Consider the following 15,613-nt stretch of genomic DNA (forward strand, 5'->3'; position numbering starts at 1 on the left):
AGCGTCGGGCCACGGGACTACGCCGCCGCGCCATTGCGCTCGGAAGAGGGTTGAGATGTTCGGAAAGCGATCCCCTGGCGCAGCCGCCGCACCGGCCCTGGCTCTGAAGACTCCGGCCCCGGCCGCTGTGTCGGCCCGTCCGCCGGAGCCGGTGCTCGCGGCCGATACCCGTCGCGCGCCACCGCCCGTCGTTCCCGAGCAGCAGCGCTCGGAAGAATACTATCAGATGAAGAGCATGATCTTCGGTGCTCTCATCGAGGCGATCGACCTGTCGCAGCTCGCCAAGCTCGACGGCGAATCGGCACGCGAGGAAATCCGCGACATCATCAACGAGATCATCTCGCTGAAGAACGTCGTGCTCTCCATCGCCGAGCAGGAGGAGCTGCTCGACGATATCTGTAACGATGTGCTCGGCTATGGTCCGCTCGAGCCATTGCTCGCCCGCGACGACATCGCCGACATCATGGTCAATGGCGCGACCCGGACCTTCATCGAAACCGGCGGCAAGATCACGCTGACGAACATCCGCTTCCGCGACAACGCGCAGCTGATGAACATCTGCCAGCGCATCGTCAGCCAGGTCGGCCGCCGTGTCGACGAGAGTTCGCCGATCTGCGACGCGCGTCTCGCCGACGGCTCTCGCGTCAACGTCATCGCACCGCCGCTGGCGATCGACGGCCCCGCGCTGACCATCCGCAAGTTCAAGAAGGACAAGCTGACGCTGGACCAGCTCGTCAAGTTCGGCGCAATCTCGCCGCCGGGCGCCGAGATCCTGAAGATCATCGGCCGGGTCCGCTGCAACATCGTCATTTCGGGCGGTACCGGCTCCGGCAAGACCACCCTGCTGAACTGCCTGACCAACTACATAGACCTCGACGAGCGCGTCATCACCTGCGAGGACGCGGCCGAGCTTCAGCTCCAGCAGCCGCATGTCGTGCGCCTCGAAACCCGCCCGCCCAATCTCGAGGGCACCGGCGCGGTCACCATGCGCGATCTGGTGAAGAACTGCCTGCGCATGCGTCCAGAGCGGATCATCGTGGGCGAGGTGCGCGGACCCGAAGCCTTCGACCTGCTGCAGGCGATGAATACGGGCCATGACGGCTCGATGGGCACGCTCCATGCCAACACTCCGCGCGAGTGCCTCAGCCGTATCGAATCGATGATCACGATGGGCGGCTTCTCGCTGCCCTCGAAGACATTGCGCGAGATGATCTGTTCCTCGATCGACGTGATCATCCAGGCGCAGCGCCTGCGCGACGGTTCGCGCCGCATCACGCACATCACCGAGGTGATGGGCATGGAAGGCGACGTCATCATCACCCAGGACATCGTCAACTACGACATTCTGGGCGAGGACGCCCATGGCAAGTTGATCGGCCGCCACCGCGCGACCGGCATCGGCCGGCCGCGCTTCTGGGAGCGCGCGCGCTACTTCGGCGAGGAGCAGCGCCTCGCCGCGGCCATCGACGAACTCGAGCAAGGCGAAGCCCATGCGGCCTGATGACATCGGCGGGCTGGGGCTACGGCCATGGATCTGAGCTTCATCGCCGTTGTCGTTCTGGCGACGCTGGCTGCGGGCGGCGTCGCCTATGCGCTGTTCTATCCGATGCTCAGCGGCCAGGCACGTGCCGAGAAGCGCCGCAAGGAATTCGCAGCTCCGGTCGCCGCCCGCGCTCTCGACCGCGAGGCGCAGGCGCGGGCCAAGCGCGGCCAGATCGCCCAGAGCCTGAAGGAGATCGAGAACCGCGAGAACGCGCGCAACAAGCTGACGCTGGAGCAGCGCATCTCGCAGGCCGGCCTGAACTGGGACCGCAAGAAGTTCTACATGGTCAGCGCGGCCATGGCCGTCGGTACGGCTGTCGTCCTCTTCGCACTGAGCGGCAACGCCCTGGTCGGCCTGGCGGGCCTGTTCATCGGCGCTCTCGGCATGCCGCTCTGGTTCCTGCAGCATTCCCGGAATCGGCGGCTCAAGAAGTTCGCCAACGAGTTTCCCAATGCGCTCGACGTCATCACCCGAGGCATCAAGGCCGGTCTGCCCCTGAACGACTGCATTCGCATCGTCGCGACCGAGGCGGCCGAGCCGGTGAGGACCGAGTTCCGCCTGATCATCGAAAGCCAGACGCTCGGACTGCCGCTCCCCGATGCGGTCGCCAAGCTCTACGAGCGCATGCCCTGCGCGGAAGCGAACTTCTTCGGCATCGTCCTGGCGATCCAGCAGAAGACGGGCGGCAATCTTTCGGAGACGCTCGGCAATCTCTCGCGGGTCATTCGCGATCGCCGCAAGATGCGCGACAAGATCCAGGCCGTCTCGATGGAAGCCAAGGCCTCGGCCGGCATCATCGCCTGCCTGCCGCCGAGCGTGGCGGCCATGGTCTACCTGACCAGCCCTCGCTACATCGAACTGTTGTGGATCACCCAGTCGGGCAAGCTCGCGCTGATCGGTTGCGCCGTCTGGATGCTCATCGGCGTGCTGGTCATGCGCAAGATGATCAACTTCAACATCTGAGGCGGCATCGATGATTGCCCTGATCGCCGAAAAAGCCGTCGACAGTCAGTTCCTGCTGGCGCTGTTCGTTGCGATTGCCGCCGCGGCGACGGTGCTGACGATCGCGATCCCGCTGACGGAAGGCTCGAGCCTCCAGAAGCGCATGAAGAGCGTCGCCACCGAGCGCGAGAAGATCCGCGCCCGCGAGCGCGACCGCTTGAACCGCCAGAACGACCGTGTCTCGCTGCGCCAGGAACCGAAGGAGTTCATGCGGCGCATCGTCCACCAGTTCAAGCTGGGCGACTGGCTCGGCACCGAGACCGCCAAGAAGCAGCTCACCATGGCCGGCTATCGCGGGCAGCAGGCGGAAATCGCCTTCCTGTTCTTCCGCCTGGTGATGCCGATTGGCCTGTTCCTGTTCACCCTGTTCTACGTCTTCGTCATCAACGATTTCGGCAAGTCGGCCTTGATCCGGTTCGCGATGGCGATCGGCGGCGCCTATGTCGGCATCAAGGCGCCCGAGCTCTTCCTCTCCAACCAGATCACCAAGCGTCAGGCTTCGATGAAGCTGGCCTTTCCCGATGCCCTCGACCTGCTGCTGATCTGCGTCGAATCCGGCATGTCGATCGAACATGCCTTTCGCAAGGTCTCGACCGAGATCGGTGGCCAGTCCGTGCCGCTGGCCGAGGAGTTCGCGCTCTGCACGGCCGAGCTGTCCTACCTCACTGAACGCCGCCAGGCCTATGAGAACCTGAGCGCCCGCACCGGGCTCGAGGGCGTCAAATCGGTCTCGACCGCATTGATCCAGGCCGAGCGCTACGGCACGCCGGTCGGCACCGCGCTGCGCACGCTCGCGCAGGAAAGCCGCGACCAGCGCATGCTGGAAGCGGAGAAGAAGGCCGCAGCCCTGCCGCCCAAGCTGACGGTGCCGATGATCCTGTTCTTCCTGCCGGTGCTGTTCGTGGTCATCATGATGCCGGCGGTGATCCAGGTCATGAAACTGCAGTAGGTGTTGCCGGATCTCACTCCCGATGAGATGGCATGTGTTCCGGCAGGTCTCAGTCCGCCGTGCTCATAGGTCGACCCACCCGGGCTGGATGGCAGTTCAGTTTCCCTGATCCCGATAGAGATCTGGAACGTGGAGTTCCGGGGGGACAGCCTGGCGGGAATAGTCGGGATGGCGCACGCGTTCCGGCAGGGTGATCTCGGGCTTCGGTACGCTCTCATAGGGAATCTGGGCGAGCAGATGCGCGATGCAATTGAGCCGCGCCTTCTTCTTGTCGACGGCCTGTACCACCCACCACGGAGCATGGTCGGTATGGGTGCGGTCGAACATTTCTTCCTTTGCACGGGTGTAGTCTTCCCAGTGCACCCGGCTCTCCATGTCCATGGGTGAGAGCTTCCACTGCTTCAGCGGATCCGCGATACGCATCTGGAACCGAAATTCCTGCTCCTCGTCTGTGATCGAGAACCAGTACTTGATCAGGATGATGCCCGAGCGGACGAGCATGTGCTCGAAATCCGGGACCGAGCGGAAGAACTCCTCGAGTTCATCCCTTGTGCAGAATCCCATGACCCGCTCGACGCCGGCGCGATTATACCAACTCCGGTCGAACAGGACCATTTCGCCGGCCGTGGGCAAGTGCGGAACGTAGCGCTGGAAGTACCACTGGTGCTTCTCGCGCTCGGTCGGAGCGGGCAGTGCGACGACCCGGCAGATGCGCGGATTGAGACGCTGCGTGACGCGCTTGATCGCGCCTCCCTTGCCTGCCGAATCTCGACCCTCGAAGAGCACGACGACCTTGAGCTTCTTGTACTGAATCCAGTCCTGCAGCCGCACGAGCTCGTGCTGGAGACGGAACAGCTCGCGGAAATAGAGCTTGCGATCGAGTGCAGAGCCAACCGGGCCGATGCCCCTGGCGACCAGCTCGTCGAGCCGGTCTTCCTCGAGTTGCATCTCCAGCTCTTCGTCAAAGCTGTCGGCGAGTTCTGCTTTGAGGCGATCCAGGTCGGTGATCATGTGCTTGGAACCCTTGAGTAGAAGCGCGCCTCGGGCGTCTAGCGACAGTGCGGATCTGCCCGACATTCCCGGTGGCTCTCCCACCGATCGGCAGCTTCCGGCAGCGCTCGCAGCGCGACAGTCTCGCGAGAGGCTATGGACGCGGAGGTAAGCTCGTCGACTCTGCACATGGCGCTTTCATGGTCGTCGTCGGCATGGAGACGAGAACTTTGGCGCAGCGTCATCGGCATCTCCGCGGATGGAGGCCTTCTAGCCTTTGTTCTATGTCAGTTTCGCGAAGCCAGGCACGAGGCCGGTTCGAAGGCTCTGTAGCGCCTCGCGGTCTGAAGTTCGCGGCCCAACCCATTCCGGAAGGCCCTGGCCGCAGTTGTCGCTTGAGGCATGCCGGCTGCGCTCGCCCACATACCGATCGAGCCGCATGGTGAAGCCCTTAGGCCCGGCAGCGAATACCGCTGTCGACCGGTGACGAGCTTCGAGGCGATCTGCGCTCCAGTCGAGGCCGACATCGCCGTCTGACTAATGCTGCCCTCGGCAGTTCCCGGAACGCTGGATGTGCTGAATGCATCGGCCAACCTTCCTCTGCTGGCCGACTTCCTCATCAATCTCTGACTCCCCCGCGACGGCGCGACCAATGTCGCGGTGGAGCTGGCCCGCCACATCAGGAAACTGCACGACAAATCGTAGAACGCTCAGGCGAGCCGGAATGCCCGGCCAACTTGTCGCCAAGTCGTCGTCCTGGAGCGCTGATGCGCTGTCCAGCGGGTCGCTGGACTCACCGCTCTTGCAGTTTCGGGTTGAGGGCATCGCTAAGCCCTTCGCCGACGAGGTTGATGCACAGCACCGTGACCAGGATGGCGATCCCCGGGATGGCTGACATCCACCATGCCGTACGCAACAGCGTTCGACCGACACCGATCATATAGCCCCAGGAGACGACATTCGGATCGGCCAGCCCGAGAAAGGAAAGCCCCGATTCGGTGAGAATGGCGGTGGCGACCAGGAGCGACGAGACCACGATCACCGGCGGCAGCGCATTGGGCAGGATCTGACGCACGGCGATGCGCCAGTCGGACATGCCCATCGCTCGGCAGGCCTGGACATACTCGCGGTCGCGATGCGCCATGAACTCGGCCCGTGCCAGGCGGGCGACCGGCGGCCAGGAGACGATGGCGATCGCGCTCATCACGCTGACCAGCGACGGGCGGAAGATCGCGATGATGACGACGGCGAGGACGAAGGACGGGATCGTCAGGAAGAAGTCCGTCAGCCGCATCAGCACGGCATCGACCGTCTTGCCCCAATAGCCCGCCGCCGCGCCAACCGCGACGCCGATGACGGTCGCGCAGACGCTTGCCGCCACCCCGATCAGCAGCGACACGCGCGCGCCGTGGAGGAGGCCGGCCAGCATGTCGCGCCCGGTCACGTCGGTGCCGAGGGGAAAGCGCGCCGAGGGCGCCTGGGCAGGCCTGCCGATCATGTCGAAGGGATCGACCGTGTAGATCATCGGCCCGAAGAGGGCCGCGAGCACGATCGCCGCGAGCACGACGAGACCGAGCACGGCGCCGCGATTGCGGCGATAGCGCCGCCAGAGATGCAGAATGCCCTTCATCGCGCGAGAATCCTCGGATCGAGCAGGCTGTAGACGAGGTCGACCAGCAGATTGCAGACGACCACGAGGATCGACGAGATGAACAGGATGCCCAGCAGCAGATTGAGGTCGCGCTGGAGCAGGCCGTCGAACAGCAGGCGGCCGAGTCCCGGCCAGCCGAAGACGGTTTCGACCAGGATCGAGCCGCCAAGCATGTGTCCGATCTGCACGCCGCCGAGCGTGACGACGGGCAGGAGTGCGTTGCGGGCCGCATGCTTCATGCTGATCCGGCCCTCCGACACGCCCTTGGCACGGGCCGTCGTAATGAAATCCGAGGAGTAGACCTCGAGCATCGAGGCCCGCATCAGCCTGGCATAGACCGCCGCATAGAACAGCCCGAGCGTCAGTGCCGGAAGGACGAGATGTCGGCCGATATCGAGCGCCCGCTCGAACGGGCCCATCTGCGCGCCGATCGTCATCATGCCGCCCGACGGCAGGACGCCGAGCGTCACCGAGAACAGCACGATCAGCATCAGGCCGAGCCAGAACTGCGGGGTCGCGTAGCAGAGAAGTGCCAGGACCGAGACGCAGGTATCGACCCATTTGCGGTGGCGCATTGCGGCGACCACGCCGCAGAGCACGCCGACGACGATGGCGATGCCGATCGAGGTAAGCATCAGCAGCAGGGTGGCCGGCATGCGCTCGCTGATCAGTTCGAGAACCGGCCGCTGCTGGACGTTGGAGATGCCGAGGTCGAAGCTGACGAGCTTGCCGAGATAGACGAAAAACTGCTGATAGATCGGCAGGTCGATGCCAAAGGAGCGTCGCAGCTCCTCGACGAACTCCTTCGAGGCGCCGCCGGACTGGGCGGCGATGATCTCTGCTGCATCACCTGGAGCGAGATGCAGCAGAGCAAAGTTCAGCACCGCGATGCCGAGGACGCTGGGTATGACCTGGAGTAGACGAACGGCCACATAGCCAATTGACATGGACGTTAGCTCTGCTGCTGGAGCGACCGGGCATGGACGAAGTGCGGCTTCACGACGGACTTGCTCAGTCCTTGCTCACGGCGTCCCAGGGCGAGTACATCGAGATGCCGTTGGTGATCAGGCCCTTCACCTTCCGGTTCCAGATGTGGGTGTAGGACATTTCCATCAGGAAGATCACGGGCATCTCGTCGTGCAGGATCTGCTGCAGCTCATCGAACTGCTTCTGACGCGCGACCGGATCGATCTCCCGGGCAGCCAGCCTGAAGAGCTCGTCAACGCGTGCGTTCTTGTAGCCCATCGAATTGGTGAAGGTTGCGCCCTTCCTGATGAAGTCCGAGTGGAAGGTGCGCTCCACACCGATCGAGGGATCGGAGTAATTGTGCGAGAAGGTGCTGGTGAGATTGAAGCTCCAGTCGGTATAGACCGCCTTCAGCCAGCCGCCGAGATCAGCGCTCTGGGTCTCGACCGAAATGCCGACCTTGCCGAGCTCCTGACGGACATATTCGGCGAGACGCTGCCAGTTCTCGCCATAGGGCAGGAAGTTCTGGGTGATCTTGAAGCGCACGCCGTTGGCGCCGCGGGGATAGCCGGCTTCATCGAGCAGCTGGTTGGCCTTGCGGGGATTGTACTCGTAGGGCTTCAGAGCCTTATTGAAGGCGGCGTTGCCGCTGACGACGGGGCCGCGGGCGGGTTTGCCCTGGCCGTACCAGATCACGTCGACAATGCGCTCGCGATCGAGCGCGAGGCTCAGCGCCTGCCTGACCTTGAGGTCAGCGAGCGGCTTGTCGCGCATGTTGACCTCGAGCCACATGTTCGGGCCGAGCGCTTCGGCGCCGGCCTGAGAGGCCTCCAGCGACGGCATGTTCTCCAGCCGCTGGGCCTCGGCCTCGGGCAGGCTGCTCATCGGCGCTAGATCGACCTCGCCCGTTTCGAGCGCGATCGCGCGCGAAGCGCCGTCGGGCATCATGCGCTGAACGATCTGGTCGAGGCAGGGGAACCCCTTGCGCCAATAGGTCGGATTGCGCTCGAGCGTGATGTGGCTGCCCTTGCGCCATTCCTTGAAGCGAAACGGGCCGGTTCCGACGGGGTTCTGCATGATCGGCGCCGCGCGCACGGCGGCCACCGTGCTCACATCGATGCCGTCAAAGCCGTGCTTGGGCATCATCGGCGCCTCGCCGGCCTGGAACACGTTCATGAAGAACGGGACCGGCGCCTTAAGCCTGAACACGACCGTCAAAGGATCGGGCGTCTCGACAGCAGCGACATCGCCGAAATAGGTCTTGCCGCGCGAGTGATAGGGCCGAATGATGCTCTCGACGCTGAACTTGACGTCCTCGGCCGTGAACGGCTTGCCATCATGCCAGGTCACGCCGGGGCGGAGCTTGAAGGTGTAGGTCTTCCTGTCGTCCGAGATCGTCCAGGACTCGGCGAGCCCCGGCTTCGGCGCCAGTCCCGGCCCCTCATAGTTGAGCAGGCTCTCGTACATCTTGGTGGAGATCAGCGCGACCGGCACCGCCGAGGTCGCAATCGTCGACAGCGACGTCGGTTCGAGCGAGTACACATAGGTCAGGGTGCCGCCCGTCTTGGGACAGCTCTGAGCCAGTGCGGAGGCGCCGCTCAGAGCCAGCGCGAACGGGACGGCCGCAAGAACCGCCGGAAGCTTCATACGCATGTCAGGACACCCCCTTTTATGGTTGGACGCTCCATGCTCGGAGCGCTTCCTACTCCGCGCCGCACCACTCCGCGATGAACTCGATCAGGTGCTCGATCGCCGACAGAAAGTCGCCGATCGGAATGTGCTCGTCCGGCTTGTGCGCTTGAGCGATGGTTCCCGGCCCGAAAATGATGCTCGGAATGCCAGCCTGGTTCACCAGATGGCGCATGTCGCAACAGAAGTGGCCGGGATAGGCCGAACCGTCGCCGCCGCGGCGTGCGAGCACGCCGCCCATGACCTGCGCAATGGCGAGACCGGCGGGCTGATCGGTCGAGTCATCATGGTGCAGGAACTCGAGCCGCGCCGGATGGCGACGCAGGCGCTCGTCGCTGTCATTGGCGCGGGCCACGGCCTCGCGAAAACCGTCCATGATGTCGGTGACGGCGCCTAGCGACGGAGCGAAGTAGGCGCCGCCCTTGATCACGACCGCGCCGGCCGTGACGGTCTCGTAATGGCCGCCGGAAATCTTGCCCATGGTCAGCGAGAAGGGTGGCTTTGCTCCGGTGGGTGTCCCGGAATTGTACCGATCCTCGAGGTCGAGCAGCGCCTCGATCACCGGAGGCAGCATGTCGACGGCGCCGAGCCCTTCGAGTTCGCCGCCGTTCCAGCGCGCGCCCGGCGAACGCTGCACGCCGTTGAGCGTAACCTGCCAGTAGAGCCCGCCCGGATGGCTGTAGGCGATGGTGTTGGATGTCGGCTCCAGCACGATGGCGGCATCGGCTGCCGCTCCGCGGGTGACGAGGTCGAGCGTGCCATTGCCGGCATGCTCCTCATTGACGACGCACTGCAGGGTCACGTCGCCGCGCAACCTGACGCCGGCCTCGCGTAGATAGGTAACCGCCAGAAAGGCGGCCATGAGGCCGCCCTTCATGTCGGAGGTGCCGCGGCCATACATCATGCCGTCGACGATCTCAGCCCCGAAGGGGTCGCGGGTCCATTGCGCCAGCGGCTCGACCGTCACCGTGTCGATATGTGCGTTGAGGATCAGCGAGCGCCCGCCCCCCGTGCCCTTCCAGTAGCCCACGACATTGGGGCGGCCGTCATAGTTCAGCACCGGTTGGAGCCCGCTGTCGCGCAACGCCGCATAGGTCGGCAGGCCCGCATAGGGCAGGATCAGGTCGTGCTCCCAATGCGTCGGATACTGCGCCACATCCGGGAACGCCTTGAACATCGCCTCGACATCGGGCTCGACCTGGCTGACCTCTGCCCCTGTGCTCGTGAGCAGCTCGGCCATGCGCGACTGCGCAGGGCCTTCCTCACCGGTCAGGCTGCGGATGCGAACGATTTCGGCAAGCGCCGCGACGCTGCGTTGTTCCTGGCTCTTCGCCAGTTCAAGGGCGGCCTTCTTAGATGCCGCTTGTGAGCTGTCCACGATTGTCGCCTCGCGCTGATCCACGATCAGAGAGGTTGCAGCCGTTGACCTATTAGGCAAATTAGAAATTTTATATGGACCGACAACGGTTCTTATAGTTTTGCATGGTTCTCAGGCATGATCTACGCGCAAATTCGAGCCTTCGACGCGGTTGCCAGGGAAGGTAGCTTTTCCCGCGCGGCGCTGGTCCTCGGGCTTACCCAACCTGCCGTGACAATTCAGGTGAAGGCACTGGAAGATCGGCACGGCCTCAAGCTCCTGCATCGCGAAGGACGCCGCGTTCGGCTGACTGAGGCTGGAAGGCGCCTCTATACGCTGTCGAGGCAGCTTGCGAGCCTCGATGAACTCATCGAGGAGACGTTGTCTTCATCGCAGGAATTGCAGGGCGGCAGCCTCCGCCTCGCCGTCGACGGGCCGCATATCGTGATGGGTCTTTTTGCCCGCTTCATGAGTCTGTATCCACGCGTGCGCCTGTCAGTGTCGACTGGAAACAGCCGCATTGTGCGGCAGGCGCTGCTCGACAGGCATGCCGACATCGGCATCCTGCCCGGGATCGCAGGCCATCCGCAGGTCGATGCGATGCCGCTCTGGCACCATCGCGGCGTGCTGATCGTCGCCAATACCCACCCATGGGCCAAGCGCACGTCGATTTCCCTGGCCGAGCTGAACGGCGAGCCGATGATCGGGCGCGAGGACGGCTCGATGACGCAGGCGCTGGTCGACAATGCTTTCGCTCGCCAAGGCGCCGCGCCGCGCTATGTCCTTGAACTTGGCAGCCGCGAGGCGATCTGCGAGGCCGTGGCGGCTGGCCTCGGCCATGGCATCATCTGGGAACTGGAGGCCTTTGGTTCAGAGCGCTTCACCACGCTGCAGATCGAAGGCGACGTCCTGATGAGCACCGACTATGTCGCCTGCCTCAAGAGCGAGCGCATGCGCTCCGTCGTCAAGGCCTTCTTCGATGTCACCGCCACGCTGCCCGCAGACCGCAGCGACATTCGTGCGCTGCGATCGACGCAAGCTACGCGCTAAGCACGACGGACCACGTTGCCAGTCCCACGCCGCCAATCCCACCCGCCCGCTGTCGGGTGGCGCGTCGATGTCGGCAACTGGCGCGACTCGCCTGTCGCGAAGTGCGTCGCGAGGACGTTTCAAAAGCAGCGCTTTCTTACGCCACGGCGGCCTGTATCGGAGCTTTGGCGGGGATCGGCCTGAAGGTCGCAAGGATCAGCGTCGCTGCCAGGCCCAGTCCCCAGGACGCGACATACATCGGCGCATAGCTGCCGAAATTGTCGTAGATCAGCCCGCCGAGCACGGGCCCGGTCGACATGCCGAGGCTTCCGGCCATCGCGGTTCCGCCGATGATGGTGCCCATCATCCTCAGCGGGAAATTCTCGCGGATGATCAGCGCATAGAGCGGCATCGTCCCGGCATAGATGAAGCCGACCAGGACAGCCACGGCATAGAACCCTCCGAGCTGTCCGACGAAGGCATAGGCCAGAACAGCGAAGGCCTGTGCGAGAAGGCCGGCGACGAGGATGCGCTGTGCGCCGAACCGGTCGCCAGCAAGGCCGAAGCCGATGCGTCCGAACATGCCGGCGAGCCCTTCCACGCTGTAGATCGAGACGGCTGCGACCATCGGGATGCCGCAGGTCACGGCATAGGTCACGGTGTGGAAGATCGGCCCGGAATGCGTCGCGCAGCAGAAGAAGTTCGCGAGCATCAGGGTGACGAATTGCGGCGAGCGCAGCGCCTCGGCCACCGTCATGCCAAGCGCGGTGGCATCCGTTGCCGCTTGGGCCGCTCCAGCCTCCAGGACCGGCGGCCGACGCACCAGCAGTGCCGCCGGGATCATCAGTGCAGCTGCGATGCCGGCGATGATCAGCATGGCGCTGCGCCAGCCGTGATCGGTCACCAGCCAGGCCGCGAGCGGAGCCATGGTCATCGGGGCCATGCCCATGCCGGCCGAGACGAGTGACACCGCCAGCCCGCGCTGTGTCTCGAACCAGCCGGTGACACAGGCCATCATCGGCGCGAACACCGCAGCCGTCGCCGCCCCGACCAGCAGGCCGAACAGGAGCTGGAATTCGACGAGCGAACTCGCCCTGCTGGCGAGGGTGAGGCTGACCGCCAGCGTGACCGCTCCGGTCAGCACGACGGGGCGCGGCCCGAACCGGTCGGAAAGACCACCCCAGACCATGCTGGCGGCCGCCATGGCGAGGAAGCCGATCGTCATCGCCGTCGATATGCCGGTGACCGACCAGCCCGTGTCCTGCGCCATCGGCCGCAGGAAGACCGGCAGCGAGAACATGGCGCCGACCGCGACGCAGCCGAGCAGGCCGCCGGCGGCAACGATCACCCAGCGATAAGGACTCTCCATGCCGATCTCCCGATGGCGCATGACGGCTCGGTTCCCGCTGGAGGCGTCAGCCCTGCGGCTTCCAATCGCCCGACGGAATGGTGTTGATCATCCAGGGGATGCCGAACTTGTCGATCAGCGAACCAAAGCCCGGCGACCAGAAGGTCTCGCCGAAGGGCATGACCGCCTTGCCGCCTGCGGAGAGTTGCTCGAACCAGCGCTGCGACTGTGACTTGTCCGTGCTGTGCAGGGTGACGTCGAAGCCGTTCTTGGGCTTCTCGATATTGGGCGCCCAGGCGGCATCCATATCCGCCCCCATCAGGGCCTGGTCACCGACCTCCAGCCAACAATGCATCAGCCAGCTCTTGTACTTCTCGTCGGTGATCGGCATGCCGGGAGGGGCGTCGCCGTAGGGGAACGCTGCCGTGATCTTGCCGCCGAGCACCTTCGCATAGAACTCGAAAGCCTCGCGGCATTGCCCCTGGAAGCTCAGGCTGGTCACGATCTTCATGGTCTTCTCCCTCTCCCGCGAAGCGCCGCTGTGGATCGAGTACGGCATCCATTGACGCTTTCCGAATTTAGTTGATATCAACGTATATCGATCGATGATGTCAACCCGTGTCATGAACGCGCAAGCCGACCTCACTTTCCAAACGACGCTTCTGGTGCGCGATGCATGCCTGTGCCTTCATGCGCAGCGCGCAGCCCGCGCGCTCGCACGACGCTTTGATCTCGCGCTGAAGCCCGTCGGCATCAGCAGCGGCCAGTTCTCGCTCCTGATGTCGCTGAATCGACCCAAGCCCCCGAGCCTCGGCAGCGTCGCCAGCTTGCTGGCGATGGACAGAACGACGTTGACTGCGAACCTCAAGCCGCTGGAGCGTCGCGGACTCGTCGAGACCTGCCCTGACGGAGCGGACCGCCGCGTTCGCCTCCTGTCTCTGACACCCGCCGGCAAGTCCGTGTTGGCGGGGGCGCTGCCGATCTGGCAGCAGTTGCATGCGGCCATCGAAGCGGAGCTGGCGGACCCGAGCCGCCTGCGGTCCGATCTGATCCTGCTATCCCGATGAGCAAATGCTCGGTGACTGGCATTGAGCGCATGCCGGCAATTGGCGCTGTCACGCAGTGCCAGTGATACGACCGACGGCGCGAGGGCGAGCGATGGCCCAATCGGTGAAGGCCGTGATCACTCTCCGCATGTAACCGACCTACGGGGCGATCCGAGATCTCGGTTGCGAGGCGCGTGCAAGCGGTTCGTTTCGTTCGCACGCGCCTGTGCGCTCCAGTTCAGTTCTTCTTGGGCGGCGTCGCCGGCCAGGATTTGATCAGAGTGTCGTAATCGATCGTCTCGCCCTTCGGCTTCTCATTGGCGAGCTTCGGCTGCGGCGCGACGTTGCCGTCCGCCTTGGACTTGGCGAACCAGGCGTCGGCCGACGTCTTCGGGTTCAGCTTCGGGCCGCAATCGCCCTGGACGCCGGAGCGCTCGAGCCGTTCAAGGACCGAGTCCTGCGCCGCCGCAAGGGAATCCATGGCTGCCTGCGCGGTCTTGGCACCCGAGGAGGCGTCGCCGATGTTCTGCCACCAGAGCTGGGCAAGGCGCGGATAGTCGGGCACGTTGTTGCCGGTCGGCGTCCACTGCACGCGTGCCGGCGAGCGGTAGAACTCGATGAGGCCGCCGAGCTTTGGCGCCCGCTCGGTGAAGCTCTTGTCCCAGATGTCGCTCTCGCGGATGAAGGTGAGCCCGACATGGCTCTTCTTTAGGCTGACCGATTTGGAGACGATGAACTGGAGGTAGAGCCAGGCCGCCTTGCGCTTCTCCAGCGGGGTCGATTCAAGCAGGGTCAGCGAGCCGGCATCCTGATAGCCGAGCTTCATGCCCTCCTTCCAGTAGGAGCCCTTGGGCGAGGGCGCCATGCGCCATTTCGGTGTGCCGTCGGCATTCACAACCGGCAGACCGGGCTTGACCATGTCGGCGGTGAAGGCGGTGTACCAGAACATCTGCTGGGCGATGGCGCCCTGCGCCGGCACCGGGCCGGACTCCGAGAAGGTCATGCCTCGCGCTTGCGGCGGCGCGTACTTGTTGAGCCAGTCGACATATTTCTGGACGGCGTAGACGGAGGCCGGGCCGTTCGTGTCGCCGCCGCGATCGACCGAGGAGCCGACCGGCCGGCAGCCCTCCATGCGGATGCCCCATTCGTCGACGGGCTTGCCGTTCGGGATGCCCTTGTCGCCATTGCCGGCCATCGAGAGCCATGCGTCGGTGAAGCGCCAGCCGAGCGAGGGATCCTTCTTGCCGTAGTCCATATGGCCATAGACCCGGACGCCGTCGACTTCCTTGACATCGTTCGAGAAGAACTCGGCGATGTCCTCATAGGCTGACCAGTTGACCGGCACGCCGAGCTCATAGCCATACTTGGCCTTGAACTTCTCCTTGAGGTCCGGACGCGTGAACCAGTCGTAGCGGAACCAGTAGAGGTTCGCGAATTGCTGGTCGGGCAGCTGGTAGAGCTTGCCGTCCGGCGCCGTTCCGAAGGACTTGCCGATGAAGTCGTCGACGTCGAGCATCGGATTGGTGACATCCTTGCCCGGCCCCGCCATCCAGTCGGTCAGGTTGGTGGTCTGCTTGTAGCGGAAATGGGTGCCGATCAGGTCGGAGTCGTTGATCCAACCGTCATAGACGTTCCGGCCGGACTGCATCTGCGTCTGCAGCTTCTCGACCACGTCACCCTCCTGGATGAGGTCGTGCTTCAGCTTGATGCCGGTGATCTCGCTGAAGGCCCGGGCCAGCGTCCGGGCTTCGTATTCATGGGTGGTGATCGTCTCGGAGACGATATTGATCTCCATGCCGGCGAAGGGCTTCGCGGCATTGACGAACCACTCCATCTCCTTGATCTGCTCATCCTTGGTCAGCGTGGAAGGCTGGAGTTCGCTGTCGACCCAGCGTCGCGCCGCATCCATGTCGGCGAGGGCAGGGACGGCGCCGAGCAAGAAGCTGAGCGCGGTAGCGGCTAGCAGTTGCTTTCTCATCGTTTCCTCCACTGGATGATTTTTTGCGAGCCCTGTCGGCTCCTTGTCGTGCAGGCAGTGATCCT

13 protein-coding genes are annotated in these 15,613 nt (G+C 64.2%); 5 read left to right on the forward strand and 8 right to left on the reverse strand.

The window, feature by feature from the left end; translation table 11 throughout:
• Nucleotides 1-55 precede the first annotated feature (55 nt).
• The 3 genes from VGN82_RS07085 to VGN82_RS07095 are packed head-to-tail and all read left to right on the forward strand — an operon-like array spanning nt 56 to nt 3,494.
• Nucleotides 56-1,501 carry a CpaF family protein gene (locus VGN82_RS07085; RefSeq protein ID WP_327526294.1) on the forward strand — a complete coding sequence of 482 codons (1,446 nt, stop codon included), beginning with the start codon at nt 56-58 and terminating at the stop codon, nt 1,499-1,501.
• Nucleotides 1,502-1,528: 27 nt separating this feature from the next.
• Nucleotides 1,529-2,506, forward strand: a complete 978-nt coding sequence (locus VGN82_RS07090; protein WP_327526295.1) for a type II secretion system F family protein — start codon at nt 1,529-1,531, stop codon at nt 2,504-2,506.
• Nucleotides 2,507-2,516: 10 nt separating this feature from the next.
• On the forward strand, nt 2,517-3,494 hold the full coding sequence (locus VGN82_RS07095; protein ID WP_327526296.1) for a type II secretion system F family protein: 978 nt from the start codon (nt 2,517-2,519) through the stop codon (nt 3,492-3,494).
• Between the two features lie 96 nt (nt 3,495-3,590).
• Here VGN82_RS07095 and ppk2 read toward each other — a convergent pair whose 3' ends face one another.
• The 5 genes from ppk2 to VGN82_RS07120 all read right to left on the reverse strand — a co-directional run bounded on the left by ppk2 (nt 3,591) and on the right by VGN82_RS07120 (nt 10,168).
• Nucleotides 3,591-4,505, reverse strand: a complete 915-nt coding sequence (ppk2, locus tag VGN82_RS07100) for a polyphosphate kinase 2 (RefSeq protein WP_327526478.1) — start codon at nt 4,503-4,505, stop codon at nt 3,591-3,593.
• A 772-nt stretch (nt 4,506-5,277) separates the two neighbouring features.
• Entirely contained in the window at nt 5,278-6,105 is an 828-nt protein-coding gene (locus tag VGN82_RS07105) for an ABC transporter permease (protein WP_414644230.1), read from the reverse strand.
• Between the two features lie 5 nt (nt 6,106-6,110).
• Entirely contained in the window at nt 6,111-7,082 is a 972-nt protein-coding gene (locus VGN82_RS07110) for an ABC transporter permease (protein ID WP_327526298.1), read from the reverse strand.
• A gap of 64 nt (nt 7,083-7,146) precedes the next feature.
• Nucleotides 7,147-8,754, reverse strand: a complete 1,608-nt coding sequence (locus tag VGN82_RS07115) for an ABC transporter substrate-binding protein (RefSeq protein WP_327526299.1) — start codon at nt 8,752-8,754, stop codon at nt 7,147-7,149.
• Nucleotides 8,755-8,803: 49 nt separating this feature from the next.
• A complete protein-coding gene (locus VGN82_RS07120) occupies nt 8,804-10,168 on the reverse strand; it encodes a M20 family metallopeptidase (RefSeq protein ID WP_327526300.1) in 1,365 nt (454 codons plus the stop codon).
• A 117-nt stretch (nt 10,169-10,285) separates the two neighbouring features.
• On the opposite strand from VGN82_RS07120, the gene VGN82_RS07125 reads away from it, so the two are divergent.
• Entirely contained in the window at nt 10,286-11,197 is a 912-nt protein-coding gene (locus tag VGN82_RS07125) for a LysR substrate-binding domain-containing protein (RefSeq protein ID WP_327526301.1), read from the forward strand.
• A gap of 136 nt (nt 11,198-11,333) precedes the next feature.
• On the opposite strand, the gene VGN82_RS07130 is transcribed toward VGN82_RS07125, so the two are convergent.
• On the reverse strand, nt 11,334-12,545 hold the full coding sequence (locus VGN82_RS07130; protein WP_327526302.1) for an MFS transporter: 1,212 nt from the start codon (nt 12,543-12,545) through the stop codon (nt 11,334-11,336).
• Nucleotides 12,546-12,591: 46 nt separating this feature from the next.
• The gene (locus tag VGN82_RS07135; RefSeq protein ID WP_327526303.1) at nt 12,592-13,035 is read right to left on the reverse strand and encodes a VOC family protein; all 444 of its coding nucleotides are present in this window, start codon (nt 13,033-13,035) and stop codon (nt 12,592-12,594) included.
• Between the two features lie 112 nt (nt 13,036-13,147).
• On the opposite strand from VGN82_RS07135, the gene VGN82_RS07140 reads away from it, so the two are divergent.
• Nucleotides 13,148-13,591 carry a MarR family winged helix-turn-helix transcriptional regulator gene (locus VGN82_RS07140; protein ID WP_327526304.1) on the forward strand — a complete coding sequence of 148 codons (444 nt, stop codon included), beginning with the start codon at nt 13,148-13,150 and terminating at the stop codon, nt 13,589-13,591.
• A 217-nt stretch (nt 13,592-13,808) separates the two neighbouring features.
• Here VGN82_RS07140 and VGN82_RS07145 read toward each other — a convergent pair whose 3' ends face one another.
• Nucleotides 13,809-15,548 carry an ABC transporter substrate-binding protein gene (locus VGN82_RS07145; RefSeq protein WP_327526305.1) on the reverse strand — a complete coding sequence of 580 codons (1,740 nt, stop codon included), beginning with the start codon at nt 15,546-15,548 and terminating at the stop codon, nt 13,809-13,811.
• Between the last annotated feature and the right edge of the window lie 65 nt (nt 15,549-15,613).

It is taken from the genome of Allobosea sp. (assembly GCF_035999205.1).
Taxonomy (GTDB): Bacteria; Pseudomonadota; Alphaproteobacteria; order Rhizobiales; family Beijerinckiaceae; genus Allobosea.

What these genes read in the sequence shown, in the direction of transcription:
- VGN82_RS07090 (WP_327526295.1), top strand. Translation starts at nt 1,529, where the DNA reads ATGGATCTGAGCTTCATCGCCGTTGTCGTTCTGGCGACGCTGGCTGCG.
- VGN82_RS07130 (WP_327526302.1), bottom strand. Translation starts at nt 12,545, where the DNA reads ATGGAGAGTCCTTATCGCTGGGTGATCGTTGCCGCCGGCGGCCTGCTC.
- VGN82_RS07145 (WP_327526305.1), bottom strand. Translation starts at nt 15,548, where the DNA reads ATGAGAAAGCAACTGCTAGCCGCTACCGCGCTCAGCTTCTTGCTCGGC.
- ppk2 (WP_327526478.1), bottom strand. Translation starts at nt 4,505, where the DNA reads ATGATCACCGACCTGGATCGCCTCAAAGCAGAACTCGCCGACAGCTTT.
- VGN82_RS07140 (WP_327526304.1), top strand. Translation starts at nt 13,148, where the DNA reads ATGAACGCGCAAGCCGACCTCACTTTCCAAACGACGCTTCTGGTGCGC.
- VGN82_RS07085 (WP_327526294.1), top strand. Translation starts at nt 56, where the DNA reads ATGTTCGGAAAGCGATCCCCTGGCGCAGCCGCCGCACCGGCCCTGGCT.
- VGN82_RS07110 (WP_327526298.1), bottom strand. Translation starts at nt 7,082, where the DNA reads ATGTCAATTGGCTATGTGGCCGTTCGTCTACTCCAGGTCATACCCAGC.
- VGN82_RS07115 (WP_327526299.1), bottom strand. Translation starts at nt 8,754, where the DNA reads ATGCGTATGAAGCTTCCGGCGGTTCTTGCGGCCGTCCCGTTCGCGCTG.
- VGN82_RS07095 (WP_327526296.1), top strand. Translation starts at nt 2,517, where the DNA reads ATGATTGCCCTGATCGCCGAAAAAGCCGTCGACAGTCAGTTCCTGCTG.
- VGN82_RS07125 (WP_327526301.1), top strand. Translation starts at nt 10,286, where the DNA reads ATGATCTACGCGCAAATTCGAGCCTTCGACGCGGTTGCCAGGGAAGGT.
- VGN82_RS07135 (WP_327526303.1), bottom strand. Translation starts at nt 13,035, where the DNA reads ATGAAGATCGTGACCAGCCTGAGCTTCCAGGGGCAATGCCGCGAGGCT.